Source organism: Streptomyces sp. NPDC037401, assembly GCF_055602345.1.
The window spans coordinates 89737-115780 of record NZ_JBVJWO010000020.1; the positions used below are offsets into that span (position 1 = coordinate 89737).

Below are 26044 nucleotides of genomic sequence, written 5' to 3' on the forward strand. Positions count from 1 at the left end.
TCCGAGGGACCGTATTCGGATGCGCGCGCCCGCCCCGGCTCAGCGCCGCGCGAAGGGCGCGACGGGGTTGTCGAGGTTGCCGATCAGCTGGAGCGCGGCCGACGGGTCGGACAGGTCGACCATCTGCTTGTTGTTGCGCAGCTGGAGCCGGTTCAGGCAGGACAGCTGGAACTCCGCGGCGAAGAGGTCGTACCGCTCGAAGCGCTCGGCGAGCTGCGGCATCGAGTCCTGGTAGTCGTGCCCGCAGTCGGCGACCGCGCGCCAGAAGACCTGCTCCTCGCAGATGCCCTCCGACGCCAGCAGGGAGCCGAGGAAGCGGAAGAAGCAGTCGAAGACGTCGGTGAAGATCGACAGGAGCTTCATGTCCTCCGGGATGTCCGCCCGGATCCGCTCGACCGCGGGCGGCAGGACCGCGTCCGGGTCCATGACCACGATCTCCTCGGCGATGTCCTTGAAGATCGCCCGCTTCACCACGCCGCCCTCGATGACGAGGATGGTGTTCTCGCCGTGCGGCATGTACGCGAGGTCGTACTGGTAGAAGCAGTGCAGCAGCGGCACGAGGTAGGCGCGCAGGTAGTGGCGCAGCCACTCCTGCGGGCTCAGGCCCGACTCCTCGATCAGCGCGCCGACGAACGACCGGCCGTCCGCGTCCACGTGCAGCAGCGAGGCCATCGTGGCCAGCCGCTCGTCGCCCTGGAGCGAGGACACCGGCGACTCGCGCCACAGTGCGGCCAGCATCTTGCGGTAGGGCGAGTAGCGGTCGGTGGCCCGCTCGTACTGGCGGTGGTGGTAGCCGATCGCCGCGCGCTCGCGGATGATCGAGAAATCCACGCCCCGGAGGACCTCGTCGTTCTCGATGAGCTGGTGCAGCCAGTCGTTGATGGCCGGGGTGGCCTCCATGTACGCGGCCGACAGGCCCCGCATGAAGCCCATGTTGAGCACCGAGATCGCCGTTTTGACGTAGTGCTTCTGCGGCGCACTGGTGTTGAAGAAGGTACGGATCGACTGCTGCGCCAGGTAGTCGTCCTCGCCCTCGCCCAGCAGGACCAGGCGACGGTTGGCGATCTCCGCGGCGAAGGTGACCGAGGTCTTGTTCCACCACTGCCAGGGGTGCACGGGCAGCAGGTGGTAGTCCGCGAGGTCCAGGCCCAGCGCGGCCAGCTGCGCGGAGAACCGGTCGACGGTCGCCCCGCCCAGCTCCTCGCGCAGGAAGGAGTCGTGGTCCAGGCCCGCACCGGCGGTGAAGGTGGACACGTCGCGGCGGGCGGCCACCCAGACCAGGCGGACGGGGCTCGCGGCCTCGGGGGCGTAAGAGAGGTACTCGTGGACGCCGAAGCCGAGGCGGCCGTTGTTGGCCACGAAGCAGGGGTGGCCCTCGGTCATCCCCGTCTCGACGTCCTGGAAGGAGCCCTTGGCCAGGACCGCGGCCGGGACCTGGTCCTTCGTGTACTTGAAGGCGGTGCCGGCCAGCGTGGAGGAGATCTCCTCCAGGTAGACGGGCAGCACCTCGGCGCTCAGCCCCAGGGCCTCGCGCAGCTCGATGTGGAAGTCGAGGGCGTCGAGGGGGAGCTCGGCGCCGTCGCGGTGCCGGGTGATCGAGGACTCCTCGACCGCCCAGTGGTCCAGGGCGTGCCGGGCGGCGGTGAAGCGGTACTCCACGGTGCCGTCATCGCTGCGGACGGCGTACCGGCCCTCGCCCAGCTCGGCCGGGTTCAGCAGCCGCTCGTGGGAGAACTCGGCGAGGCCCTTGCGGACCAGGGCGCGGTTGGCGCGGGCCCACAGCTCGGGGGAGAGGTGTGCGACGGCGTCGGTGAGGCTCATATGGAAACTCCGGTGGTGCGCAGCCCGGTGGCCGCTTCGAACTGCTCACGGGTGCAGAAGCTGAGGAGCGCGGGCTTCTCGGGCTTGACGATCTCCCGCTCGGGGACGAAGCCGACGGCCTCGTTGAGGGCGTGGACGGCCTTGTTCGACACGTCGGGCTCCACGACGACCCGGCGGGCCGCAGGGTCGGCGAACAGCGCGGCCATGACGGTCGTGATCACGGCGCGGGTGAAGCCGTGCAGGGGGGTGTCGGTCGGCGCGACGAGGAAGTGCATGCCGACGTCGCCGGGCTCGGGGTCGTACAGGCCGACGAGCTCCAGGTGACGCGGGTCGTAGCTCTCCATCAGGAACGCCGGGCGGCCGTCGTGCAGGCCGATGAACGCGTCGTGGTGCTCGTGCGCCGTGATGCGCATGTACTCGCGCTCCACGTCCGGCAGGGAGGCGTCCTGCATCATCCAGAACGCGGCCTTCGGGTCGGTCACCCAGCCGTGCAGCAGCTCCGCGTCGGAGAACGGGTCGAGCGGGCGGACGGCGAACTCGCCGAGCTCCGCGTCGGTGCGGGAGAACAGGACGTCGGTGGTGCCGGTCATGCGAGGTGGCCTTCCGGGGCTGCGAACTGCTGGAACGCGATGGACTTCTCGACCTTGTAGTACTCGCGGCCGAGGAGCTCACCCACGATGTACGCGTTGCGGTACGCGGCCATGCCCAGGTCGGGCGAGGTGATGGAGTGGTTGTGCACCGTGCCGTTCTGCAGGAAGACGCCGCGGCCGGTCTTGTCGATGCTGTAGTTGCGGGCCGCGTCGGGGCGGCCGTGGCCGTCGAAGTTGAGGCGGTCGCGGACCGGGTTCAGGAACTCCGGGACGGTGTACTTGTACCCGGTGGCGAGGACCAGGCCCTCGGTGGAGACGGAGAAGTCGCGGCCCTGCTCCTCCTGGCGCAGCCCGAGCGTGTACGTGCCCGTGGTGGTGTCGTACGCGGCGCTGTTCAGGGAGGTGTTGGTCAGCAGCGTCGTGGGGACGGGGACGCCCTTGGCCTCGACGTTCTTCTGGTACAGCAGGTCGAAGATCGCGTCGATCAGCTCGCCGTCGATGCCCTTGAAGAGGTTCTTCTGCTGGACCTCGAGGCGGTAGCGGGTCTCCTCGGGGAGCGCGTGGAAGTAGTCCACGTACTCGGGGGAGGTCATCTCCAGCGTGAGCTTGGTGTACTCCAGCGGGAAGAACCGCGGGGAGCGGGTGATCCAGTTGAGCTTGTAGCCGTGGACGTCGATCTCCGAGAGGAGGTCGTAGTAGATCTCGGCCGCGCTCTGGCCGGAGCCGACGAGGGTGATCGACTTCTTCTTCTGGAGCTCGGCCTTGTTCGGCAGGTAGGCGGAGTTGTGGGTGAAGTCGCCGCCCAGGTCCGCGCAGGCCTCGGGGACGAACGGCGGGGTGCCGGTGCCGAGGACCAGGCGGCGGGCGCGGTGGGTGACGCCCTTGTCGGTGTGGACCTCGTACAGGCCGGCCTGCTCGTCGTACGTGACCTCGGTGACCGTGGTCGAGTACAGGACGTTGTCGAGGCGGTCGGCGGCCCAGCGGCAGTAGTCGTTGTACTCGGCCCGCAGCGGGTAGAAGTTCTCCCGGATGTAGAAGGAGTACAGCCGGTCCCGGTCCTTGAGGTAGTTCAGGAAGGAGAAGGGCGACGTCGGGTCGGCCAGCGTGACCAGGTCCGACATGAACGGCGTCTGCAGGTGCGCGCCCTCCAGGAACATCCCGGCGTGCCACTCGAAGTGCGGCTTCGACTCGATGAAGAGGCCGTCGAGCTCGTCGATCGGCGCGGTCAGGCAGGCGAGCCCCAGGTTGAAGGGGCCGAGGCCGATGGCGATGAAGTCACGGGGCTCACGAGTGGACTGCAAGGGATTCTCCCAGGAACTGCTCGGCGTGTGCGGCGAGAAGGTCGAGGACGGCGGTGATGTCGGCCGTCGTGGTCTGCGGGTTGAGGAGGGTGAACTTCAGGTACTGGGCTCCGTCGACCTTGGTGCCCGCGACCACGGCCTCGCCCGAGGCGAACAGGGCCTTGCGGGCGTGCAGGTTGGCCTCGTCGACCAGGTCGGCGCGCACGTCGGCCCCGGGGAGGTAGCGGAAGACCAGGGTGGACAGCTGCGGCCGTACCACGACCTCGAAGCGCGGGTCGGCGTCGATGAGCTTCCAGCCCTCGGAGGCCAGCGTGACGACCTCGTCGAAGAGTCCGCCGACGCCGTCGGCACCCATGACGCGCAGGGTCATCCAGAGCTTGAGCGCGTCGAAGCGGCGCGTGGTCTGGATGGACTTGTCGACCTGGTTGGGGATCCGCTCTTCCGCCATCCGGCGCGGGTTGAGGTAGTCCGCGTAGTACGTGGCGTGCTTGAGGGTGTCCCGGTCGCGGACCAGCATGGCGCTGGAGCTGACCGGCTGGAAGAACGACTTGTGGTAGTCGACCGTGACCGAGTCGGCCAGCTCGATGCCGTCGAGGAGGTGCCGGCGGGTGGGGGAGACCAGCAGTCCGCAGCCGTACGCGGCGTCCACGTGCATCCACGCGGAGTGCTCGTCGGCCAGGCGGGCGATCTCGGGGAGCGGGTCGATGGACCCGAAGTCGGTGGTTCCGGCGGTGGCGACGACGGCCATCGGGAAGAGGCCCTCGCGCTCGCACTCCTCCAGCTCCAGGGCGAGCGCGGCGGTGTTCATGCGCCGGTTCGCGTCGCAGGGGACGGAGACGACGGCCTCGTAGCCGAGTCCGAGCATGGCGGCCGACTTCTTGACGCTGAAGTGGCTGCACTCGGAGGTGAAGATGCGCAGGAGGGGCAGGATCTCCGACGTGGGGCGCGTCTCCCCCCGGTCCGCGAGGCGCTTGGCGACCAGGCGGCAGGCCTCGTCGCGGGCGAGCAGCAGCGCGTGGAAGTTGGACTGGCTGCCCCCGGAGGTGAACACGCCGTCGGCGCCGGGGCCGAAGCCTATGCGGCCGGCGGTCCAGTCGATCAGGCGCCGCTCGATCAGCGTGCCGCCGATCGACTGGTCCCAGGTGTCCAGGGAGGAGTTGACGGCGGAGAGGACGGCCTCGCCGAGCACGGCCGGGATGACGACCGGGCAGTTGAGGTGGCCGAGGTAGCGCGGGTGGTGGAAGTACACCGCGTCGCGCAGGTACACGTCCTCCAGCTCGTCGAGCGCGGCGGAGGCGTCCGCCAGGGGGCGGTCGAGGTCGATGTCCGCGATGACCGGGGACAGTTCGTCGACCGCGATGCCGGTGTGGGGCTTGCGGGTGGTGGCGAGTTTCGCGGCCACGCGCTCCACGCCCTCGATGACGGAACGCCGGTACGTCTCCGCGGTCGTGTCATTGAGCAGATGCGAACGCATCAGGGATCCTCCGGGCAGGGAAGCGGTGGGTGCGAGGCTTAGGTTAGCCTAACCTAAACTTTCAGCCAAACGAAGAAGGGCCCCGGCTGAAAACCGGAGCCCTTCTCGTGAACTGCGTTACTAGAGCGCGGAGTCGGGGTCCTCGCTGGGAGCCTTGCCCGAGTGCGCCTCGGCGAGGAGCTCCTCCTCGCTGGCGCCGAGCCGCCAGTAGCCGGTGAACTTCACGGCGCGGCGGTCGATGTGACGTTCCTGCACGAAGTGCCTGCGGACCGCGCGCACGGTGCCCGCCTCACCTGCGATCCAGCCGTACGCCGTCCCCTCGGGGGCGGGTGCGCAGGCCTCGGCGCGCATCGCGGCCAGTGCCTGCTCGGCGCGGCCGGCGGTGCTGCCCTCGCGGACGATCCACACCACCTCGGCCCCCGCGGGGACGTCGACGGCACTCCGGTCGTCCTCGTGCGGGACCTGGAACCAGGCCTTGGCCTTCCGGCCTTCGGGCAGCCGGTCCAGGATGGCCGCGGCGGCCGGAAGGGCCGTCTCGTCCGCGTACATGAAGAGGGTGTCGGTCTCCGCGGGTGGCTGGAAACGAACGGATTTGTTCTCGGCCACCGCGGGGCCGATCGCCATGATCCGGCTGCCGGGCCGCGCGCGCCCCGCCCAGCGGGAGGCCGGGGACGCGTCGCCGTGGAGCACGAAGTCGATGTCCACCTCGTCCGCGCCGTCCGCCGTGCGGCGCTGCTCGCGCACGGTGTACGAGCGCATCACCGGCCGCTCCTCCTCGGGCACGGCACGCCACGCGCCGAACCAGGTGTCCTCGTCCGTGGACGGGAGCACGGTGTGCTCCTGGTGGGCGAGCGGGAGGAAGAGGGACAGGCTCTGGTCGTACCCGCCGGAGCGGAACTCCCGGAGGGACTCCCCGCCGAACGTGACGCGCAGGAAGGAGTGCCCCAGGCGCTGGGTGCGCAGCACTTCGAACTCGAAGAAGCGGAAGTGCGCGGCGGCCGGGGCGTCGTTCGTGCCGGCAGGATCGGCCGTGCCGGTCGAGTCGTTCGTGTCGGTCATGCGGAGAATCCCCCCTCAGGGAACGGCGGTCAGCCGACCTTCTTGGCGTTCTCGACGGCCTTGGCCAGCTCCTCGAGGACCGGCGCGCACTTGTCGTACGAGAAGATCGGCTCGGTCACGCGCGGGATGACCTGGCCGGCCTTGACCGCCGGCAGCTGGGCCCAGGTGGGCTTGGCCGCGAGGTCCTTCGGCTGGAGGGTGCCGGTGCGGTTGTCGAGCATGATGATGTCGGCCTTGTAGGTGCCGGCGTTCTCCCAGGAGAGCGACTCGAAGAAGCCCTCCTTGTCGGGCTTGGGCTCGACGAAGCTCAGGCCCAGCTCCTGGAAGTAGCGGGTGTCCGCGGAGGTCTTGGCGACCGAGACGTAGAAGAGGTCGGCGCTGCCGGAGCCGATGAGGATCTTCAGGCCGGGCTTGGCCTTGGCGGCCTTGCGCAGGCGCTCGGCGGCGGCCTCGAAGCGGGCCTTGGCGTCGGTGACCTTCTTGGCGTTCAGGTCGGCGCCCAGGGACTTGGCCAGCTCGGCGTGGCGGGCGATGGCGTTCGGGATGGTGGTGTCGCCGCCGGCCCACAGGGCGACGCTCGGCGCGCCGACCTTCATGATCTTGTCCTTGGACTCGGCCGGGACGTACCACAGGTCGTCCTTGACCCACATGTTGGTGACGAGGAGTTCGGGGCGCAGGGCCGCGTACTTCTCGACGTTGAACTCGCCCCACACGTTGCCGAGGATCTCCAGCTTGGAGATGTCCATCGAGCCGGCCTGGACGTCGGGCTTGCCGTTGGCGAGCTTGGTCGGGCCGAAGACGCCCTTGACCTCGACGCCGAAGTCGTGGAGGGCGGCGGCGGTGCCGACGAAGGCCACGATGTTCTTCGGGGTGGACTTGGCGGTCGCGGCGGTGCCGCGGTCGTCCTTGAACGTCCAGGGGCCCTTGTTCGCGCCGGCGGCGTCCGTGGCCTTGCCGCTCTTGTCGCCCTTGTCCGTCTTGCTGGAGTCACCGCAGGCGGCGAGCACCGCGCCGAGGCCGAGGGCGCCGCCCGCGGCCAGCAGGCCGCGACGGGACAGGGTGGAAGTGCGGGCGTTGGCCATGTCGGTGTCTGCTTTCGGGTGCGTGCGGTTTCAGCCGCCAGGGCGAGAGTGCGATGGATAGGTTAGCCTAACCTCACGCCCTGTCCAGTGGTGGGTGGCCGATGCCACACGCACCCGCGCGGAGTGCCTCAGATATCAGGCGCCGAAGCCCAGTTCACGGGCGATCAGCATGCGCTGGACCTCGCTCGTGCCCTCGCCGATCTCGAGGATCTTCGAATCGCGCCACATGCGGGCGACCGGGTACTCGTTCATGAAGCCGTAGCCGCCGTGGATCTGGGTGGCCTCGCGGGCGTTGTCGACGGCGACCGTGGAGGAGTACAGCTTCGCGATCGCCGCCTCCTTCTTGAAGGGCTCGCCGGCGACCAGGCGGGAGGCCGCGTCGCGCCAGCCGATGCGGGCCATGTGGGCGCGCATCTCCATGTCGGCCAGCTTGAACTGGATGGCCTGGTTGTCGCCGATGGCCTTGCCGAAGGCGTGCCGTTCCTTCGCGTACTTCACCGACTCGTCCACGCAGCCCTGCGCCAGACCGGTGGCGAGCGCCGAGATCGCGATCCGGCCCTCGTCGAGGATCCGCAGGAACTGGGCGTAGCCGCGGCCCTCCTGGCCGACCAGGTTGGCGACCGGCACGCGGACGTCGTCGAACGACAGCTCGCGGGTGTCGGAGGAGTTCCAGCCGACCTTGGAGTACGGCGCGGCCACGGTGAAGCCGGGGGTACCGGACGGCACGATGATGGAGGAGATCTCCGGGCGCCCGTCGGCCTTGCGGCCCGTGACGGCCGTGACGGTGACCAGGCCGGTGATGTCCGTGCCGGAGTTGGTGATGAAGCACTTGGAGCCGTTGATCACCCACTCGTCGCCCTCGCGCACGGCGGTGGTGCGGGTGCCGCCGGCGTCACTGCCCGCGCCGGGCTCGGTCAGGCCGAAGGCGCCCAGGATCTCGCCGGAGCACATCTTCGGCAGCCACTGCTGCTTCTGCTCCTCGGTGCCGAAGAGGTAGAGGGGCATGGCGCCGAGGGAGACGCCCGCCTCCAGGGTGATGGCGACGGAGGAGTCGACCCGGGCCAGCTCCTCGAGGGCGATGCCGAGGGCGAGGTAGTCGCCGCCCATGCCGCCGTATTCCTCGGGGAAGGGCAGGCCGAACAGGCCCATGCGGCCCATCTCGGCGACGATCTCGTAGGGGAACTCGTGCCGCTCGTACAGGTCGCCGATCTTCGGTGCGATGACGTCGTGCGCGAACGCCTCGACTGTACGGCGGAGTTCCTCGTGCTCGGGGGTGAGCCGGTGGTCGAGGGACATGAGTCTCTTACTCCTTGTGGGAGAGGGCGCGGACGGTACGGGAGGGGCTGGGACGGCCCAGCCGTTCGGCCATCCACACGCTCGTGGCGGTGAGGGCGGCCAGGTCGACCCCGGTTTCGATGCCGAGGCCGTCGAGCATCCACACCAGGTCCTCGGTGGCGAGGTTGCCGGTGGCGCTCTTGGCGTAGGGGCAGCCGCCGAGGCCGCCCGCGGAGGCGTCGACGGTGGTCACCCCGTGCTGCAGTGCGGCCAGGGTGTTGGACAGGGCCTGGCCGTACGTGTCGTGGAAGTGCACCCCGATGCGGTCGGTGCCCACCCCCGCCTCGCCGAGACCGGCGAGCAGGGCCTGTACGTGACCCGGGGTGGCGACGCCGATGGTGTCGCCGAGGCTCAGCTCGTCGCAGCCGAGGTCGAGCAGCGCCCTGGCGACGCGGACCACCTGGGCCACCGGGACGGGGCCTTCCCAGGGGTCGCCGAAGCACATGGACAGGTAGCCGCGGACGTGCATCCCGGCGTCCTTGCCGCGGGCGACGACCGGCTCGAACATGGCCAGCGACTCGTCGACCGTACGGTTCAGGTTGCGGGCCGCGAACGTCTCCGAGGCGGAGCCGAACACGGCGATCCGGCTCGCGCCCAGGGCGAGGGCGCGCTCCAGGCCGCGTTCGTTGGGGACGAGCACGGGCAGGTCCGCCGCGACGCCGCCGAGGAGCGGGAAGAGCTCCTCGGCGTCCGCGAGCTGCGGGACCCACTTGGGGTGGACGAAGCTGGTGGCCTCGATGGTGGTGAGCCCGGCGCCGGCCAGCCGGCGGATGAACTCGGCCTTGACCTCGGTGGGCACGGCCGTCTGCTCGTTCTGCAGCCCGTCGCGGGCGCCGACCTCGTGGATGCGGACCCGGGCCGGAAGTCCGGCCGCGGGTACGGTCATGGGCAGTCCGGGGGCGCTCACTTGCCGGCCTCCCCGGCGTCGGCCCCGGCCTCGGCGTCGTCGGGCTCGTCGGGGGTCACCACGGCGAGCACCTGGTCCATGGCGACGGTGGTGCCGGGGGCGACGTCGAGCTCGGTGACCGTGCCGGCGTGCGGGGCGGAGATGACGTGCTCCATCTTCATGGCCTCGACGACCAGCAGGCTCTGACCGGCCGTGACCCTGTCCCCGACGGCCACCTTCACGACGGTGACGGTGCCGGGCATGGGCGCGGCCAGGGTGTCGGCTCCGCCGTGGCGGGCGCCGCCGAGGCTCGCCGCGACCGGGTCGTGGTCGAGCACGTGCCAGGTGTCCCCGTCGCGGCCGAGCCAGACGCCCTCCGGGGAGGGGACGTACGAGAAGGTGTGCACGATGCCGTCGACCGTGACCGACACCCGTCCGCCGCCGACCCGGTGGCGGGCCCGGTCCACGGGCTCGTGCCGGACCGGCTCGTGGCCGGGCACCCGGAACCAGTGGGCGAGCGGCGCCGGGGTGCCGCCGAGCCGCCAGCCGCTGGGCACGGAGAAAGGATCCGTCCAGCCGCCGTCCCGTACCGCAGGGGTCAGCGCTGCTTCCCGTACGGCCGCGGCGGCCTCGAGGACCTCCGCCGGAAGCCCTTCCGGGAGCAGCCCGTCGAGCTCGCGCTCGACCAGCCCGGTGTCGAGGTCGCCGGTGACCACGTCGGGGTGCGCGAGCAGGCGGCGCAGGAAGCCGGTGTTGGTCGGCACGCCCAGGATGACGTTCTCCGCGAGGGCCGCGCGCAGCGTCCGCAGGGCGGAGGCGCGGTCGGGGCCCCAGGCGATGACCTTGGAGAGCATCGGGTCGTACGTGCTCCCGACCTCGGCGCCCTCGGTCAGGCCCGAGTCCGTGCGGACCGCCGCGCCGGCGGGCTCCGAGAGGGAGAGGACCGTACCGCCGGAGGGGAGGAAGCCGCGGGAGGGGTCCTCGGCGCAGATCCGGGCCTCCACCGCGTGCCCGTTGAGGACCACCTCGGACTGGGTCACCGGCAGCCGCTCCCCGGCGGCCACCCGCAGCTGGAGCTCGACCAGGTCCAGCCCGGTCACGAGCTCGGTGACGGGGTGCTCGACCTGGAGGCGGGTGTTCATCTCCATGAAGTAGTACGAGGACGGGTCGCCGCCGGGGACGATGAACTCCACCGTGCCCGCGCCGACGTAGCCGCAGGCGCGGGCCGCCTGGACGGCCGCCTCGCCCATCGACTCCCGGATCTCCGGGGTCAGCAGGACGCTGGGCGCCTCTTCGATGATCTTCTGGTGGCGGCGCTGGAGCGAGCACTCGCGCTCGCCCAGGTGCAGGACGTTGCCGTGGCCGTCCGCCAGCACCTGGATCTCGATGTGCCGCGGCCGGTCGATCCAGCGCTCGACGAGCAGGGTGTCGTCGCCGAAGGAGGACCGGGCCTCGCGGCGGGCCGCCGCGATCTCCTCGGCCAGCGCGCGCTCGTCGCGCACGAGCCGCATGCCCTTGCCGCCGCCGCCCGCGGAGGGCTTGAGCAGGACCGGCATGCCGATCGCGCGGGCCGCCTCGGTCAGTTCGGCGTCGGTGAGGCCGCTGCCCGAGGATCCGGGGACCACCGGGACGCCGGCGGCCTTCACGGTCTCCTTGGCGCGGATCTTGTCGCCCATGAGCGAGATGGCGGAGGCGGGCGGGCCGATGAAGGCCAGGCCGGCCTTCTCGCAGGCGGCCGCGAAGGCGGCGTTCTCCGCGAGGAAGCCGTATCCCGGGTGGACCGCCTGCGCTCCCGTACGGGCCGCCGCGTCGAGCAGGTTCTCCACGGACAGATAGCTCTGCGCGGCGGCCGCGGGGCCGATCCGGACGGCGGTGTCCGCCTCGCGTACGTGCCGGGCGTCGGCGTCCGCGTCGCTGAACACGGCCACCGAGCGCACGCCCAGCTCGCGCAGCGTGCGGATCACGCGGACCGCGATCTCGCCGCGGTTCGCCACCAGGACGGTGCTGAACATCGAAGACATGAAATGGGTCCTCACATGCGGAAGATGCCGAAGGCGGGGTCGCCCAGCGGGGCGTTGCCGCAGGCGGTCAGAGCCAGGCCCAGCACCTGCCGGGTCTCCATCGGGTCGATGACGCCGTCGTCCCACAGCCGTGCCGTGGCGTAGTAGGCGCTGCCCTGGTGCTCGTACTGGGAGCGGACCGGGTCCTTGAAGGCCTCCTCGTCGTCCTGCGACCAGTACTCCCCGCGGGCCTCCAGCTGGTCCCGCTTGACCGTGGCCAGGACCGAGGCCGCCTGCTCGCCGCCCATCACGGAGATCTTGGCGTTCGGCCACATCCACAGGAAGCGCGGGGAATAGGCCCGTCCGCACATGGAGTAGTTGCCCGCGCCGTACGAACCGCCCACGACCACCGTCAGCTTGGGGACCCGGGTGCAGGCCACCGCCGTCACCATCTTGGCGCCGTGCTTGGCGATGCCGCCGGCCTCGTAGTCCCGGCCGACCATGAAGCCGGAGATGTTCTGGAGGAACACCAGGGGGATGCCGCGCTGGTCGCACAACTCGATGAAGTGGGCGCCCTTCTGGGCGGATTCGGAGAACAGGATGCCGTTGTTCGCGACGATGCCGACGGGGTGGCCGTGGATCCGCGCGAAGCCGGTGACCAGCGTCTGGCCGTACTCGGCCTTGAACTCCTGGAAGCGGGAGCCGTCCACGACGCGGGCGATGATCTCGCGGGCGTCGTAGGGGGTGCGGGAGTCCACCGGGACCGCCCCGTACAGCCCGGCCGGGTCGACCTTCGGCTCCTCGGGCGCCTCCACGGTCCAGGGCAGCGGGCCGCGCTCCGGGAGGGTGGCCACGATGTTCCGTACGATCCGCAGCGCGTGGGCGTCGTCCTCCGCGAGGTGGTCGGTGACGCCGGAGGTCCGGGAGTGCACCTCGCCGCCGCCGAGCTCCTCGGCGGTGACGACCTCGCCGGTCGCGGCCTTCACCAGCGGCGGTCCGCCGAGGAAGATCGTGCCCTGGTTGCGGACGATCACGGCCTCGTCGCTCATCGCCGGTACGTACGCGCCGCCCGCGGTGCAGGAGCCGAGCACGGCCGCGATCTGCGGGATGCCGGCCCCCGACATGCGGGCCTGGTTGTAGAAGATCCGGCCGAAGTGCTCGCGGTCCGGGAAGACCTCGTCCTGCATGGGCAGGAAGGCGCCTCCGGAGTCGACCAGGTACAGGCAGGGGAGACGGTTCTCCAGAGCCACTTCCTGGGCGCGCAGGTGCTTCTTGACGGTCATCGGGTAGTACGTGCCGCCCTTGACGGTGGCGTCGTTCGCCACGATCACGCACTCGCGGCCGCTGACCCGGCCGATGCCCGCGATCACCCCGGCGGCCGGGGCCGCGCCGCCGTACATCCCGTCGGCGGCCAGCGGGGCCAGCTCCAGGAAGGGCGAGCCGGGGTCGAGGAGCGTGTCCACGCGGTCGCGGGGCAGGAGCTTGCCGCGCGCCGTGTGCCGGGCACGGGCCTTCTCGCCGCCGCCTTCGCGGGCGGCCGCGAGGCGTTCGCGCAGCCCTTCGGAGAGCTCCTGATGGGCGGCCTCGTTGGTCCGCCAGGCCGCGGAGGCCGGATCGGCGGCGCTCGCCAGCACTGGTGCCTGCTGCATCCCCAGAGCTCCCTTGCTCGGTTCATGCGGTTAATGAGCGTTAACGCTTGTGCGCACCAGGTTAACGAGCGCTAACAGCCCTGTCTAGAATGAATTCCCATGAGCACCAGAGCCGCCGCGCCGACCCGTCGCGAGCAGATCCTCAAGGAGGCTGCCCGCCTCTTCGCCGAGCGCGGATTCCACGGCGTCGGCGTGGACGAGATAGGGGCGGCGGTCGGCATCAGCGGCCCCGGCCTCTACCGGCACTTCGCCGGCAAGGACGCCATGCTGGCCGAGCTGCTCGTCGGCATCAGCGAGCGGCTGCTGACCGGCGGCCGCTACCGCGTGGCCGAGGCAGCGGGCGACCCGGCCTCCGTCCTGGCCTCCCTCATCGACGGGCACATCGACTTCGCCCTCGACGACCGCCCCCTGATCACACTGCACGACCGCGAACTGGACCGGCTGCGGGACGAGGACCGCAAGCTGGTGCGCCAGCTCCAGCGGCAGTACGTGGAGCTGTGGGTCGAGGTCGTACGGCAGCTCCACCCGGGCGTGCCCGAGGCCGAGGCGCGGGCCGCCGTGCACGCCGTCTTCGGACTGCTGAACTCCACCCCGCACCTCGGGTCCCCGCACGGGACCGGACTGCCGGGACGGGACGCCACCGAGGCGCTGCTGCGCCGCCTCGCCCACGGGGCGTTCGGCGCGCTCTCCGGCTGACCCCGCGGCCGGTCCGGCCCGCCCGCCGCCCCGGAACGTCCGGCTGGCGGAACGGACCGCACGCCTCCGCCCGGACGGCGGCAGAATGGCACCCATGCCGATACCCAGCCGCGCCGCCCTGATCGAGCACCTCATCCGTACGCGCATCGCCGGCGATGTCGCCACACCGCGGGAGAACAACCTCTCCCACTACCGCAGGCTCGCCAACGGCGACCGCCACTACTGGCTGGGCCTGGAGCTGGGCGACCGCTGGGCCGACGAGCAGGACGTGCTCGCCGTCATGGCCGAGCGCTGCGGAGTGATCGACGACCCCGAGCACCGGCACGGCCAGGACACCATCGACCCCCAGCTGACCGTCGACGCGCTGGACCGGATGGCGGCCCGGCTGCGCAAGGCGGCTGTCGACCGCCAGTCCGTCCTGCTGGCCACCGGGCACCCGGGCGGTCTGCTGGACGTCCACCGCGCCACCGCCGCCGCGCTGCGCGCCGCGGGCTGCGAGATCGTGGTCATCCCGCAGGACCTCACCGCCGACGAGGCCCAGGTCTGGCAGTTCGCCGACGTGGCAGTGCTGGAGCGCGGGGCGACCCTGTGGCACACGCATTCGCCGCAGCCGATGGCGGCGATCCTCGACGGCCTCGCCGCGGCGGGCCGCCCGCAGCCGGACCTGGTCGTCGCGGACCACGGCTGGGCGGGCTGCGCCGCCCAGCGGGGCCTGGACGCCGTCGCGTACGCGGACTGCAACGACCCGGCGCTCTTCCTCGGCGAGGCGGAGGGCACGGTCGAGGTCGTGGTCCCCCTGGACGACCACGTCCGCGACCCGCGCTACTACGACCCGATGACGGCGTACCTCCTGGAAGCGGCGGGTCTCGGGGAGGGGTAGCCCGTACGGGTGATGGGTCCTGACCTGTCCCGGGCAACGGCCATACGCTTCATGTGGAGACACCCACCTGATCGGCACATCGGCAATCGTGCGCGTCCTTGAAGACAAGAAGGTCCAGTCCCGCTGGGTCGACCATCTGGTCACGGGAGTCGTCGGCGTGTGCTCACGGTCCAACGGACGCTGACGGACAAGGGCCGGCACCGCAGCGCGGGGCCGGTCGACCTCCTCCCGGCTGCCCCGCGGAGTCGAACGGCCTCGTCGTCCTGCACTGCGACGCCGACTTCGAGACCGTGGCCCGGGCCACCGGCCGGCCCACCGCCTGGGTGGCGCCGCCGGGCACGCTCTAACGCGGGACGCGCACGACACCCTCCTGGATCACCGTGATCGCCAGCTGCCCGTCCTGGGTGTAGATGCGGGCCTGGCCCAGCCCCCGGCCGCCGTGTGCGGACGGCGACTCCTGGTCGTACAGCAGCCATTCGTCGGCGCGGAACGGCCGGTGGAACCACATGGCGTGGTCGAGCGAGGCGCCCACGACGTCGCCGACGGCCCAGCCGCCCCGACCGTGCGCGAGCAGCACCGAGTCGAGCAGGGTCATGTCGGACACGTAGGTGGCCAGGCAGGTGTGCAGCAGGGGATCGTCCGCGAGCTTGCCCTGCGTGCGGAACCAGACCTGGGAGCGGGGCTCGACCGGCTCGCCGATGCTGCCCCACGGCGGGGTCGTCGCGTACCGCAGGTCCACCGCGGCGCGGGCGGCGGCCAGCCGCTCGACGGTGCCGGGGTCGCGGAAGAGCTCCCGGTAGCGCGGGAGGGACTCGGCCGCTGTGGGGAGGGACTCGGGATCCGGTGCCGCGGGCATCGGCGTCTGGTGGTCCAGCCCCTCCTCGTACGTCTGGAAGGACGCGGAGAGGTGGAAGATCGGCTGTCCGTGCTGCACGGCCACCACCCGGCGGGTGGTGAAGGAGCGCCCGTCGCGGATCCGGTCGACGGAGTACACGATGGGGGCGCCCGCGTCCCCGGTCCGCAGGAAGTAGGAGTGCAGCGAGTGCGGGGTCCGGTCCGCGGGCACGGTCCGGCCGGCCGCGACGAGGGCCTGCGCCGCGACCTGTCCGCCGAAGACGCGCGGCACGAGCGAGGTCCGGCTCGTGCCGCGGAAGATGTTCTCCTCGATCTGCTCCAGGTCGAGCAGATCGAGGAGATCGGCGAGCGCCGCGTTCATGTCGAGCTCGGCCAAGGGGACTTACAGGCCCATCGACTTGGCGATGATCGACTTCATGATCTCGCTGGTGCCGCCGTAGATGCGGTTGACGCGGTTGTCGGCGTACAGGCGGGCGATCGGGTACTCGTTCATGTAGCCGTAGCCGCCGTGCAGCTGGAGGCAGCGGTCGATGACGCGGTGGGCGACCTCGGTGCAGAACAGCTTGGCGGAGGCGGCCTCGGCCGGGGTCAGCTCGCCCGCGTCCAGGGCCTCCAGGGCGCGGTCGGCGACGGCCTGGGCCGCGTCCACCTCGGCCTGGCAGGCGGCCAGCTCGAACTTGGTGTTCTGGAAGTGCGCGACCGGCTTGCCGAAGACCGTGCGGTCCGTGACGTACTGCTGGGCGAAGCGGACGGCGGCGGCGGCCTGGGCGTAGGCGCCGAAGGCGATGCCCCAGCGCTCGGAGGCCAGGTTGTGGCCGAGGTAGTAGAAGCCCTTGCCCTCCTCGCCGAGCAGGTCCTCGACCGGCACCTTCACGTCGACGAACGCCAGCTCGGCGGTGTCGGACGTGCGCAGGCCGAGCTTGTCGAGCTTGCGGCCGATGGAGTAGCCCTCGGACTTGGTGTCCACGGCGAAGAGGGAGATGCCGAAGCGGCGGTCGTCCTCGCGCGGGGCGGAGGTGCGGGCGCAGACGATCACGCGGTCGGCGTGGACGCCACCGGTGATGAAGGTCTTGGAGCCGTTGAGGACGTAGTGCGTGCCGTCCTCGGAGAGCTTGGCGGTGGTCTTCATGCCCGCGACGTCGGAGCCGGTGCCCGGCTCGGTCATCGCCAGTGCCCACATCTCCTCGCCGGAGACGAACTTCGGGAGGTAGTTCTTCTTCTGCTCGTCGGTGGCGAGCATCTTGATGTAGGGCAGGGCCAGCAGCACGTGGACGCCGGAGCCGCCGAAGTTCACGCCCGCGCGCGAGGTCTCCTCGTAGAGGACGGCCTCGAACTTGTGCGTGTCCAGGCCCGCGCCGCCGAACTCCTCGGGGACGTTGATCCCGAAGACGCCCAGCTCGCCGAGCTTGTAGTAGAAGTCGCGCGGCGCCTGGCCCGCGGCGAACCACTCGTCGTAGACCGGCACGACCTCGGCCTCGATGAAGGCCCGGATGGTCTCCCGGAACGCCTCGTGGTCCTCGTTGAATACGGTACGGCGCACGAGCCGCCTCCTTCGGGGCTGTCCTGTTCTAAGCGCTTGCTCATATTAAGTTACCGGGGAGTCACTCGGCCTGTCCAGAGTCGTGCGTCACGTCCGGGAGCCAGCGCAGGGCGAACCACAGCTCCATCCGGGTGTCCGGATCGTCCAGGTCCCGTCCGAGCAGGGCGGCGGACCGGGCGATGCGCTGGCGGACGGTGTTGCGGTGCACGCCGAGGGCCGCCGCGGTCCGGTCCCAACTGCCGTGCTGGCCCAGCCACGCGCGCAGCGTCTCGCCCTGGGCCGGGGAGAGGGCCGCGAGCAGCGCGCGGGCGTGCGCCCGGGCCTCGCCGGGGGTGACGAGCGCGTCCAGACCGGCCTCGGTGTGGCGCGCCAGCGGCCTGCGGGCACCGCGCGCACGGCGCAGGGCCCGGGCGGCCTGCGCGTCGGCGGCCGGCAGCAGGTCGGCGGGTACGGGCGCGGAGGCGCCCAGGGTCCAGCCCGGCTGCGCGGCGGGCTCGCCGCGGGCGATCAGGCGGACGAGGTCCCCCTCGGCGGCGGCCAGGGTGGTGCCGAGCGCCGCGGCGAGGGCCGCAGGGTCGCCGGGGCCCGGGTTCGCCCGGGCGTGTACGACGTGCCACGGCCCGGGACCGAGGAGGGCGACGGCCTCGGCGGGGGAGCCGTCGAGCAGCAGCCGGGCGAGGGCCGCCGGCTCCGCGCCGGTCCCGGTGGGGCGGGTGGTGGTGAGCAGGGTGAGCAGGACGGCGGCGACCCCGGCGATGGTGTGGTCGCCGGGGGCCCGGCCGGGCGTCGCGACGGCGAGGACGGCCCCGGGCGCCGCCGGTCCCGGGCCGTGCGCGCGGGTGAGGGCGTAGGCGGCCAGGTGCCACCCGGCGGCCGAGTCGCTGGCCGTCACCGGCCCGCCCCCGCCCACCCGGGCGCACAGCGCGTCCAGCGCCTCGCGCACGCCCTGCGGCGGCGCCGCACGGCCGCCCCGGACCCCGCTGCTCCCCGGCGTCGCGGCCGGCGCCGTCCACAGTTCCGCGTGGCCCGAGACCGCCGCCGCCAGCCGGGACAGCACCGCGGGCACCGGGTCCGGGCGGGACGCCGCCGCGGCCAGGGACCGCTGGGCCTCCGTCACCCGGCGCAGCTCCCGGGTCCGGGCCTCCGCCATCAGCCGCCACACCGTCCGCGCCACGGCCGTGAACGGCGTCCGCTGCGGCACCTCCAGCAGCGCCAGCCCGTACCGCTCGCACGCCGCGGCCAGACCCGGCGGCGCCTCCTCGTGCACCGGGGCCACCCCGAAGCCGAGCCCCGCCGCCCCCGCCTCCACCAGCCGCGCCACGTACGCCTCCGGGTCCCCGCCCGCCGCCGCTCCGGCGGTCAGCAGCAGCTCGCCGCCCAGCAGGTACGGCGACGGGTCGGCCATCTCCGAGGCGTGCACCCCGTGCACCACCGCGTCCGCCGGCCCCGCGAGCCTGCGCAGGCCCAGCTCCGGCACACCGAGCAGGGCGGCCAGGGGGACGGGATCCGAGGGAGGCAGGTCCGGCATGGATGCTCCGTACATTCGAGTGGCTTTCTATGGTGAAAACGTACACTTCGCGGCCGGGCAGGCAGCCGCCTACGCTCGAAGGACCGCACACACAGCCGAGAAGGGCACCCCTCATGAGCACCGAGCAGCAGCCGCGCGGACCCGTCGACTCCTCCCGCATCCCGCGGTACGCGGGCCCGGCGACCTTCGCCCGCCTGCCCCGCCTGGACGAGGTCGGCTCCGCCGACGTCGCCGTGGTCGGTGTCCCCTTCGACTCCGGCGTCTCCTACCGCCCCGGCGCCCGCTTCGGCGGCAACGCCATCCGCGAGGCCTCCCGCCTGCTGCGCCCCTACAACCCGGCCCAGGACGCGTCCCCCTTCGCCCTGGCCCAGGTCGCGGACGCCGGCGACATCGCGGTGAACCCCTTCAACATCAACGAGGCCGTCGAGACGGTCGAGGCCGCCGCCGACGAGCTGCTCGGCGCCGGCTCCCGCCTGATGACCCTCGGCGGCGACCACACCATCGCCCTGCCGCTGCTCCGCTCGGTCGCCAAGAAGCACGGCCCGGTCGCGCTGCTGCACTTCGACGCCCACCTCGACACCTGGGACACGTACTTCGGCGCCGAGTACACCCACGGCACGCCGTTCCGCCGCGCCGTCGAGGAGGGCATCCTCGACACCGAGGCGCTCTCCCACGTCGGCACCCGCGGCCCGCTGTACGGCAAGCAGGACCTCGACGACGACGCCAAGATGGGCTTCGGCATCGTCACCTCCGCCGACGTCTACCGCCGCGGCGCCGACGAGGTCGCCGACCAGCTGCGCCAGCGCATCGGCGACCGCCCGCTGTACATCTCCATCGACATCGACGTGCTCGACCCGGCCCACGCGCCCGGCACCGGCACCCCCGAGGCGGGCGGCATGACCTCCCGCGAGCTGCTGGAGATCATCCGCGGCCTGTCCTCCTGCAACCTCGTCTCCGCGGACGTGGTCGAGGTCGCCCCGGCGTACGATCACGCCGAGATCACCTCGGTCGCGGCCTCGCACACCGCGTACGAGCTCACCACGATCATGAGCCGGCAGATCGCCGCGGCGAAGGCGAACCCGAAGGGCTGACACACGCGTGACGCACGACCACGACCTGGTACTCCGTCCCACCGAGGCCCAGAAGGCGGCGGCCCTCGCGCCCCCGCCCGGCCGGACGGGCGGAGACCTGGTCGTGGAAACGCTCCAGGGGCTCGGGGCCACCACGGTCTTCGGGCTCCCGGGGCAGCACGCGCTCGGCGTCTTCGACGCCGTCCGCCGCTCCGACCTGCGCCTGATCGGGCTGCGGGTCGAGAACAACGCCGGATTCGCCGCCGACGCGTACGGCCGCATCACCGGCGAGGCGGCCCCCCTGCTGGTCTCCACCGGCCCCGGGGCACTGACCTCCCTCGCCGCGCTCCAGGAGGCGGCCGCCGCCTCCGCGCCCGTCGTCGCGATCTCCTCCCAGGTGCCCAGCGCCGGCCTCGGCGGCGGCCGCCGCGGCTACCTGCACGAGCTGCGCGACCAGCAGGCCTCCGTCCGCGACATCGTGAAGTCCGTCCACCTCGTCCGGACCCCCTCGCAGATCCCGTCCGCCATCGCGGCGGCCTGGGAATCCGCCCTCACCGCCCCGCACGGGCCGGTCTGGGTGGAGATCCCCGAGGACGTCATCCGCGCCGAGACCGTGATCCCCCAGGTCACGGGGGTGGACGCGACCCCGCACGAACTCGCCCCGCGGCCCGAGCTGACCGCCCTCGCCGCGCACTGGCTGGAGAACGCGGCCCGCCCGGTGATCATCGCGGGCGGCGGCGTCGTACGCTCCGACGCCGCCAAGAAGCTCCGGCAGCTCGCCGAGCGCCTCAACGCCCCCGTCGTCACCACCTTCGGCGGCAAGGGCGCCTTCCCCTGGACCCACCCGCTCTCCCTCCAGTCCTGGCTGGAGGACCGCCACACGACCGACTTCCTCGAGGACGCGGACGTCCTCCTGGTCGTGGGCTCCGGGCTCGGCGAGCTGTCGTCGAACTACCACACCTTCCTGCCCGCCGGCCGGATCGTGCAGATCGACGCCGACCTCGGCAAGCTGGAGTCCAACCACCCCGCCCTCGGCATCCACGCCGACGCCCGCCTCGCCCTCCAGGCCCTGCTGGAGACCGTCGCCGAGCGCCCCGACCCGGACGCGCCCGAGCGCGTCCGCGCCGTCCTCGCCGAGATCCGGGACCGGATCGCCGGACAGGGCCTGGAGCTGGAACAGCAGGTCCTGGCGTCCGTACGCGCCGCCCTCCCGGCCCGCTCGCCGTCCTTCTGGGACATGACGATCCTCGGCTACTGGGCCTGGTCGGCCTTCGACGCCCGCCACCCCAACACCATGCACTCGGCGCAGGGTGCGGGCGGCCTGGGCTACGCCTTCCCCGCCGCGCTCGGCGCGGCCGTCGCCGAGCCCGGCACCCCCGTGCTCGCCGTCTCCGGCGACGGCGGCGCGATGTACTCGATCGCCGAGCTGGCCACCGCGCGCCAGCACGACCTCGACGTCACCTGGCTGATCGTGGACGACGGCGGCTACGGCATCCTGCGCGAGTACATGACCGACGCCTTCGGCAGCGCCGCCGGCACCGAGCTGACCCGCCCCGACTTCGTCGCCCTCGCGGAGTCCTTCGGGGTCCCCGCCGTCCGCAGCACGCCGGAATCCCTCGCCGACGACCTCACGAAGTCCCTCGCCGCCCCCGGTCCCTCGGTCGTCGTGCTGCCGGCCGTCCTGCGGATGTTCGCCCCCACCCACCTGTAGCGCTCCCGGACGTCCGCCGTCCGGCCGCCGGACCTGCCCGAGTCGGGCCGACCGACCCCGCGGATTGTTGCAGCGGGATGAAATCGGCAGCTCGGGGCGTTGGGGCTTCCGGCGGGAAACGGACAAACGGCGGACAACAGGGGAGGCCCACGTGGCGGCGGCAGAGAAAGCCGGAGATCCGAAACGCGACGGCTGGGCCAGGAGGCTGGCCGGGTACACCTGGCGCTACCGGCGCAACGTGCTGCTCGCCCTCGGGTCCTCACTGGCCGGAATGGCCGTCATGGCCCTCGTCCCGCTGGTCACCAAGGTGATCATCGACGACGTCATCGGGGACCAGAGCAAGCCCATGGGACCGTGGGCCGGCCTGCTCATAGGCGCCGCGGTCGTCGTGTACGCGATGACGTACATACGCCGGTACTACGGCGGCCGGCTCGCCCTCGACGTCCAGCACGACCTGCGCGCCGAGATGTACGCCACCATCGCCCGCCTCGACGGCCGGCGCCAGGACGAGCTGTCCACCGGCCAGGTCGTCGGCCGGGCCACCAGCGACCTCCAGCTGATCCAGGGCCTGCTCTTCATGCTCCCGATGACCATCGGGAACTTCCTCCTCTTCGGCATATCCCTGGCCGTCATGCTGTGGCTCTCGCCGCTGCTGACCCTCGTCGCCCTCGCCATGGCCCCCGCGCTCTGGTTCATCGCCAAGCGCAGCCGCATCAAGCTCTTCCCCGCCACCTGGTACGCCCAGGGCCAGGCCGCAGCCGTCGCGACCGTCGTCGACGGCGCCGTCACCGGCGTCCGCGTCGTCAAGGGCTTCGGCCAGGAGAGCCAGGAGAGCGGAAAGCTCCGCGAAGCCGGCCGCCGGCTCTTCGCGGGACGCCTGCGCACCATCCGGCTGAACTCCCGCTACACCCCCGCCCTCCAGGCCGTACCCGCCCTCGCCCAGGTCGCGATGCTGGCCCTCGGCGGCTGGATGGCCACCCGCGGCCAGGTCACCCTCGGCACCTTCGTGGCCTTCTCCACCTACCTCGCCCAGCTCGTCGGACCCGTGCGCATGCTGGCCATGGTGCTCACCGTCGGCCAGCAGGCCAGGGCCGGCGTCGAGCGCGTGCTGGAGCTCGTCGACACCGAGCCGACGCTCACGGACGGCACCGTCGACCTGCCCGCCGACGCCCCCGCCACCGTCGAATTCGACCGGGTCTCCTTCGCGTACGAAGACTCCCGCCCGGTGCTCGACGGCCTCTCCCTGACCATCGCCCCCGGCGAGACCGTCGCCGTCGTCGGCACCTCCGGCAGCGGCAAGTCCACCCTCTCGCTGCTCCTGCCCCGCTTCTACGACGTCACCGGCGGCGCCGTCCGTGTCGGCGGCCACGACGTCCGCGAGCTGACCCAGGACTCGCTGCGCGCCGCCATCGGCCTGGTCCCCGAGGACAGCTTCCTCTTCTCCGACACCGTCCGCGGCAACATCGCGTACGGGCACCCGGAAGCGAGCGAGGAGGAGATCCGCGCCGCCGCCCGCGCAGCCCAGGCGGACGGCTTCATCGAAGCCCTGCCCGACGGGTACGACACCACGGTCGGCGAGCACGGCCTCACCCTCTCCGGCGGCCAGCGCCAGCGCATCGCCCTGGCCCGCGCCATCCTCACCGACCCCCGGCTGCTCCTCCTCGACGACGCCACGTCCGCCGTCGACGCCCGGATCGAGCACGAGATCCACGAGGCGCTGCGCACCGTCATGGAGGGCCGCACCACCCTGCTGATCGCCCACCGCCGCTCCACCCTCGCGCTGGCCGACCGGATCGCCGTACTCGACCGGGGGCGGCTCTCCGACATCGGCACGCACGAGGAACTGCAGCGGCGGTCCCCGCTCTACCGGCGGCTGCTGACCGACCCCGAGGTCCTGGGCGCCGGGTCCCCGCGGCTGCCGGAGTCCGAGGCCAGGGTCATCGCCGACCTGGAACGCGACCTCGAGGACCTGGAGATCGAGGCCGAGATCGACGCCGAACCGGTCAACGCCAAGCGACGGGTCGCCGACGGCGTGACCCCGGAGCTGTGGCGGCGCGCGGAGGACGCCCGGGACGCCGGGTCCGGCGGCCCCGCCGCCCCCGGGGCCACGGCCGGCGCCGCCGGCGGCCCGCCCTCCATGGCCGGCGCCGTCGCGGGCATGCCCGCCACCCCCGAACTGCTCGCCCAGGTCGCGGCCCTGCCGCCGGCCGACGACGTCCCCGCGGTCGACGAGGAGCGGGCCGCGGCCGCCGAGGGCAGCTACGGCCTGCGCCGCCTGCTCCAGGGGTTCTGGGCCCCGCTCGCGGTCAGCCTGGCCCTGGTCGCGCTGGACGCGGGCGCCGGCCTCCTGCTGCCCGTACTGATCCGGCACGGCATCGACGAGGGCGTGGAGCGCATGGCCCTCGGCGCCGTCTGGGCCGCTGCGGGGCTCGCCCTCGTCGTCGTGCTCGGCCAGTGGGCCGCGCAGTTCGCCGAGACCCGGATGACCGGGCGGACCGGCGAGCGGGTGCTGTACACCCTGCGCGTCAAGATCTTCGCGCAGCTCCAGCGGCTCGGCCTCGACTACTACGAGCGCGAGCTGACCGGCCGGATCATGACCCGGATGACCACCGACGTGGACGCGCTCAGCACGTTCCTGCAGACCGGCCTGGTCACCGCCGTCGTCTCCGTCTTCACCTTCTTCGGCATCCTGGTCGCGCTGCTCGTCATCGACGTACAGCTCGCACTGATCGTCTTCGCCACCCTGCCCGTGCTGGTGCTCGGCACCATCGTGTTCCGCCGCAAGTCGGTCAGGGCCTACGAACTGGCCCGCGACCGGGTCTCCGTGGTCAACTCCGACCTCCAGGAGTCCGTGGCCGGGCTGCGGATCGTGCAGGCCTTCCGCCGCGAGCGGGCCGGCGCCGCCCGGTTCGCCGCACGCAGCGACGAGTACCGCGAGGCGCGGGTACGCGGCCAGTGGCTGATATCCGTCTACTTCCCCTTCGTCCAGCTGCTGGCCTCCGTCGCGGCCGCCGCCGTCCTCATCGTCGGCGCCGGCCGGGTCGAGGCCGGGACGCTGACCACCGGCGCCCTGGTCGCGTACCTCCTCTACATCGACCTGTTCTTCGCCCCCGTCCAGCAGCTGTCCCAGGTGTTCGACGGCTACCAGCAGGCCACCGTCTCGCTGGGCCGCATGCAGGAGCTGCTGCGCGAGCCGACCACCACTCCCGCGCCCGAGCGGCCCCGCGAGGTCACCGCGCTGCGCGGCGAGATCGCCTTCGAGGACGTCCACTTCGCCTACGGCACCGCCGAGCAGCGCGGCGAGAAGGGCGACGCCCTCTCGGGCATCGACCTGCGGATACCGGCCGGACAGACGGTCGCCTTCGTCGGCGAGACCGGCGCCGGGAAGTCCACCCTGGTCAAGCTGGTCGCCCGGTTCTATGACCCGACCGGCGGCCGGGTCACCGCGGACGGCACCGACCTGCGCGAGCTCGACCTGACCGGCTACCGGCACCGGCTCGGCGTGGTCCCCCAGGAGTCGTACCTCTTCCAGGGCACCGTCCGGGACGCCATCGCGTACGGACGCCCGGACGCGAGCGACGCCGAGGTGGAGGCCGCGGCCCGTGCGGTCGGCGCCCACGAGATGATCGCGACGCTCGACGGCGGCTACCTGCACACCGTGGCAGAACGCGGCCGGAACCTCTCCGCCGGCCAGCGCCAGCTGATCGCGCTGGCCCGCGCCGAGCTCGTCGACCCCGACGTCCTCCTGCTCGACGAGGCCACCGCGGCCCTGGACCTGGCCACCGAGGCCCTGGTCAACCAGGCCACCGACCGGCTCGCCGGCAAGCGCACCACCCTCGTCGTCGCCCACCGGCTGACCACGGCCGCGCGCGCCGACCGGGTCGTGGTGATGGACCGCGGCCGGGTGGTCGAGGACGGCACCCACGCGCAGCTCCTCGCGCTCGGCGGGCGGTACGCGCAGCTGTGGCGGGCCTTCGTCGGCGAGGACGAGCCGGCCGCGGCGGCCTGACGCAGGACCACCCGCCCGCCCGGGTCCCTGCCCCGGTCCGGGGCGGGGTGCAACCATCCGCGGCCCTGGTGCGTCGTAGATGCGTACACACGGCGGAGGGGAACAAACGTGTTCGACGCGTGGGGCAGGCAGGGGCAGGGGCGGCCGCGGATACCCGGCCGCGCGGGCCGGGTCGCGGGGACGCTCGCCGTCGGCCTGGCGCTTTCGCTGGGCGTGCTCCCGGCGTCCGGGGCGCAGGCGGCGTCCGGCTGCCCCGGGCGGCACGTCAAGACGCTGCCGTTCAGTACCGGTGAGGTGCGCGTGTACAAGTCCCGCACCCACGCCTGCGCGGTGACCCTGCCCCGGCGGGTGGGCGGACGGCAGCAGATGATGGTCAGCGTGCAGCCGCGCGGCGGGGTGCCGGTCCGCGACAGCGGGCGGTTCGCGCGGCTCGCCGGACCCGTCAGCGTGTACGCATTGAGCCGTTGTGTGTATGTTCGCGGCCAGGTTGGATCGGGTTCTGTCGCTTCCGGATGGATTCTTTGCTGACCCGGTCGTAGGCGCTTTTCTGGGACGCAT

The 26044-nt window shown here is 72.3% G+C and carries 19 protein-coding genes and 1 pseudogene; 7 read left to right on the top strand and 13 right to left on the bottom strand.

Going from position 1 to position 26044, the window contains the following annotated elements; translation table 11 throughout:
• Positions 1 to 39: 39 nt before the first annotated feature.
• The 10 genes from ACZ7H1_RS22465 to ACZ7H1_RS22510 all read right to left on the bottom strand — a co-directional run bounded on the left by ACZ7H1_RS22465 (position 40) and on the right by ACZ7H1_RS22510 (position 13197).
• A complete protein-coding gene (locus tag ACZ7H1_RS22465) occupies positions 40 to 1821 on the bottom strand; it encodes an IucA/IucC family protein (RefSeq protein WP_470789014.1) in 1782 nt (593 codons plus the stop codon).
• Complete coding sequence (locus ACZ7H1_RS22470) at positions 1818 to 2411, bottom strand: GNAT family N-acetyltransferase (protein WP_470789015.1); 594 nt, start codon at positions 2409 to 2411, stop codon at positions 1818 to 1820. The genes ACZ7H1_RS22465 and ACZ7H1_RS22470 overlap by 4 nt, the downstream gene beginning before the upstream one ends.
• Positions 2408 to 3712 (bottom strand): lysine N(6)-hydroxylase/L-ornithine N(5)-oxygenase family protein, encoded by a 1305-nt coding sequence (locus ACZ7H1_RS22475; protein ID WP_470789016.1) that lies wholly within the window; start codon positions 3710 to 3712, stop codon positions 2408 to 2410. Before ACZ7H1_RS22475 ends, ACZ7H1_RS22470 begins: the two co-directional genes overlap by 4 nt.
• Positions 3696 to 5186: a pyridoxal phosphate-dependent decarboxylase family protein gene (locus ACZ7H1_RS22480; RefSeq protein WP_470789018.1), complete on the bottom strand. Its 1491-nt coding sequence runs from the start codon at positions 5184 to 5186 to the stop codon at positions 3696 to 3698. The genes ACZ7H1_RS22475 and ACZ7H1_RS22480 overlap by 17 nt, the downstream gene beginning before the upstream one ends.
• Before the next feature lie 120 nt (positions 5187 to 5306).
• Positions 5307 to 6245, bottom strand: a complete 939-nt coding sequence (locus ACZ7H1_RS22485) for a siderophore-interacting protein (RefSeq protein WP_470789019.1) — start codon at positions 6243 to 6245, stop codon at positions 5307 to 5309.
• A 29-nt stretch (positions 6246 to 6274) separates the two neighbouring features.
• Positions 6275 to 7327: an ABC transporter substrate-binding protein gene (locus ACZ7H1_RS22490; RefSeq protein ID WP_470789020.1), complete on the bottom strand. Its 1053-nt coding sequence runs from the start codon at positions 7325 to 7327 to the stop codon at positions 6275 to 6277.
• Positions 7328 to 7462: 135 nt separating this feature from the next.
• The gene (locus tag ACZ7H1_RS22495; protein ID WP_470789022.1) at positions 7463 to 8623 is read right to left on the bottom strand and encodes an acyl-CoA dehydrogenase family protein; all 1161 of its coding nucleotides are present in this window, start codon (positions 8621 to 8623) and stop codon (positions 7463 to 7465) included.
• A 7-nt stretch (positions 8624 to 8630) separates the two neighbouring features.
• Complete coding sequence (locus tag ACZ7H1_RS22500) at positions 8631 to 9548, bottom strand: hydroxymethylglutaryl-CoA lyase (protein WP_470789065.1); 918 nt, start codon at positions 9546 to 9548, stop codon at positions 8631 to 8633.
• A 17-nt stretch (positions 9549 to 9565) separates the two neighbouring features.
• A complete protein-coding gene (locus ACZ7H1_RS22505; protein WP_470789066.1) occupies positions 9566 to 11560 on the bottom strand; it encodes an acetyl/propionyl/methylcrotonyl-CoA carboxylase subunit alpha in 1995 nt (664 codons plus the stop codon).
• A 20-nt stretch (positions 11561 to 11580) separates the two neighbouring features.
• Positions 11581 to 13197, bottom strand: coding sequence for a carboxyl transferase domain-containing protein (locus ACZ7H1_RS22510; RefSeq protein ID WP_470789023.1), 1617 nt, complete (start codon positions 13195 to 13197; stop codon positions 11581 to 11583).
• A gap of 99 nt (positions 13198 to 13296) precedes the next feature.
• Here ACZ7H1_RS22510 and ACZ7H1_RS22515 point away from each other — a divergent pair, with 99 nt between their 5' ends.
• The 3 genes and pseudogenes from ACZ7H1_RS22515 to ACZ7H1_RS22525 all read left to right on the top strand — a co-directional run.
• Positions 13297 to 13893: an SACE_7040 family transcriptional regulator gene (locus tag ACZ7H1_RS22515; RefSeq protein WP_470789025.1), complete on the top strand. Its 597-nt coding sequence runs from the start codon at positions 13297 to 13299 to the stop codon at positions 13891 to 13893.
• Between the two features lie 94 nt (positions 13894 to 13987).
• Complete coding sequence (locus ACZ7H1_RS22520) at positions 13988 to 14773, top strand: phosphatase (RefSeq protein ID WP_470789026.1); 786 nt, start codon at positions 13988 to 13990, stop codon at positions 14771 to 14773.
• Between the two features lie 144 nt (positions 14774 to 14917).
• A pseudogene (locus ACZ7H1_RS22525) lies at positions 14918 to 15120 on the top strand (PIN domain-containing protein); the annotation flags it as partial.
• Here ACZ7H1_RS22525 and tesB read toward each other — a convergent pair.
• From tesB to ACZ7H1_RS22540, 3 genes are all read right to left on the bottom strand, one after another.
• Complete coding sequence (gene tesB / locus ACZ7H1_RS22530) at positions 15117 to 15989, bottom strand: acyl-CoA thioesterase II (RefSeq protein WP_470789068.1); 873 nt, start codon at positions 15987 to 15989, stop codon at positions 15117 to 15119. The pseudogene ACZ7H1_RS22525 and the gene tesB overlap by 4 nt on opposite strands.
• A gap of 21 nt (positions 15990 to 16010) precedes the next feature.
• Positions 16011 to 17168 (bottom strand): acyl-CoA dehydrogenase family protein, encoded by a 1158-nt coding sequence (locus ACZ7H1_RS22535; RefSeq protein WP_470789028.1) that lies wholly within the window; start codon positions 17166 to 17168, stop codon positions 16011 to 16013.
• Between the two features lie 61 nt (positions 17169 to 17229).
• Positions 17230 to 18696, bottom strand: coding sequence for a helix-turn-helix domain-containing protein (locus ACZ7H1_RS22540; RefSeq protein WP_470789029.1), 1467 nt, complete (start codon positions 18694 to 18696; stop codon positions 17230 to 17232).
• 113 nt (positions 18697 to 18809) lie between these two features.
• On the opposite strand from ACZ7H1_RS22540, the gene speB reads away from it, so the two are divergent.
• From speB to ACZ7H1_RS22560, 4 genes are all read left to right on the top strand, one after another.
• The gene (gene speB, locus ACZ7H1_RS22545; protein ID WP_470789030.1) at positions 18810 to 19787 is read left to right on the top strand and encodes an agmatinase; all 978 of its coding nucleotides are present in this window, start codon (positions 18810 to 18812) and stop codon (positions 19785 to 19787) included.
• A gap of 7 nt (positions 19788 to 19794) precedes the next feature.
• Complete coding sequence (locus ACZ7H1_RS22550) at positions 19795 to 21477, top strand: thiamine pyrophosphate-binding protein (protein WP_470789031.1); 1683 nt, start codon at positions 19795 to 19797, stop codon at positions 21475 to 21477.
• Between the two features lie 151 nt (positions 21478 to 21628).
• On the top strand, positions 21629 to 25486 hold the full coding sequence (locus ACZ7H1_RS22555) for an ABC transporter ATP-binding protein (RefSeq protein ID WP_470789033.1): 3858 nt from the start codon (positions 21629 to 21631) through the stop codon (positions 25484 to 25486).
• Positions 25487 to 25594: 108 nt separating this feature from the next.
• Entirely contained in the window at positions 25595 to 26014 is a 420-nt protein-coding gene (locus tag ACZ7H1_RS22560) for a hypothetical protein (RefSeq protein ID WP_470789034.1), read from the top strand.
• Positions 26015 to 26044: the final 30 nt, after the last annotated feature.

Excerpts from the sequence above, each read along its gene's own strand:
- ACZ7H1_RS22465 (WP_470789014.1), bottom strand. The coding sequence starts at position 1,821 with ATGAGCCTCACCGACGCCGTCGCACACCTCTCCCCCGAGCTGTGGGCC.
- ACZ7H1_RS22470 (WP_470789015.1), bottom strand. The coding sequence starts at position 2,411 with ATGACCGGCACCACCGACGTCCTGTTCTCCCGCACCGACGCGGAGCTC.
- ACZ7H1_RS22480 (WP_470789018.1), bottom strand. The coding sequence starts at position 5,186 with ATGCGTTCGCATCTGCTCAATGACACGACCGCGGAGACGTACCGGCGT.
- ACZ7H1_RS22485 (WP_470789019.1), bottom strand. The coding sequence starts at position 6,245 with ATGACCGACACGAACGACTCGACCGGCACGGCCGATCCTGCCGGCACG.
- ACZ7H1_RS22490 (WP_470789020.1), bottom strand. The coding sequence starts at position 7,327 with ATGGCCAACGCCCGCACTTCCACCCTGTCCCGTCGCGGCCTGCTGGCC.
- ACZ7H1_RS22495 (WP_470789022.1), bottom strand. The coding sequence starts at position 8,623 with ATGTCCCTCGACCACCGGCTCACCCCCGAGCACGAGGAACTCCGCCGT.
- ACZ7H1_RS22500 (WP_470789065.1), bottom strand. The coding sequence starts at position 9,548 with ATGACCGTACCCGCGGCCGGACTTCCGGCCCGGGTCCGCATCCACGAG.
- ACZ7H1_RS22505 (WP_470789066.1), bottom strand. The coding sequence starts at position 11,560 with ATGTTCAGCACCGTCCTGGTGGCGAACCGCGGCGAGATCGCGGTCCGC.
- ACZ7H1_RS22510 (WP_470789023.1), bottom strand. The coding sequence starts at position 13,197 with ATGCAGCAGGCACCAGTGCTGGCGAGCGCCGCCGATCCGGCCTCCGCG.
- ACZ7H1_RS22515 (WP_470789025.1), top strand. The coding sequence starts at position 13,297 with ATGAGCACCAGAGCCGCCGCGCCGACCCGTCGCGAGCAGATCCTCAAG.
- ACZ7H1_RS22520 (WP_470789026.1), top strand. The coding sequence starts at position 13,988 with ATGCCGATACCCAGCCGCGCCGCCCTGATCGAGCACCTCATCCGTACG.
- tesB (WP_470789068.1), bottom strand. The coding sequence starts at position 15,989 with ATGAACGCGGCGCTCGCCGATCTCCTCGATCTGCTCGACCTGGAGCAG.
- ACZ7H1_RS22540 (WP_470789029.1), bottom strand. The coding sequence starts at position 18,696 with ATGCCGGACCTGCCTCCCTCGGATCCCGTCCCCCTGGCCGCCCTGCTC.
- speB (WP_470789030.1), top strand. The coding sequence starts at position 18,810 with ATGAGCACCGAGCAGCAGCCGCGCGGACCCGTCGACTCCTCCCGCATC.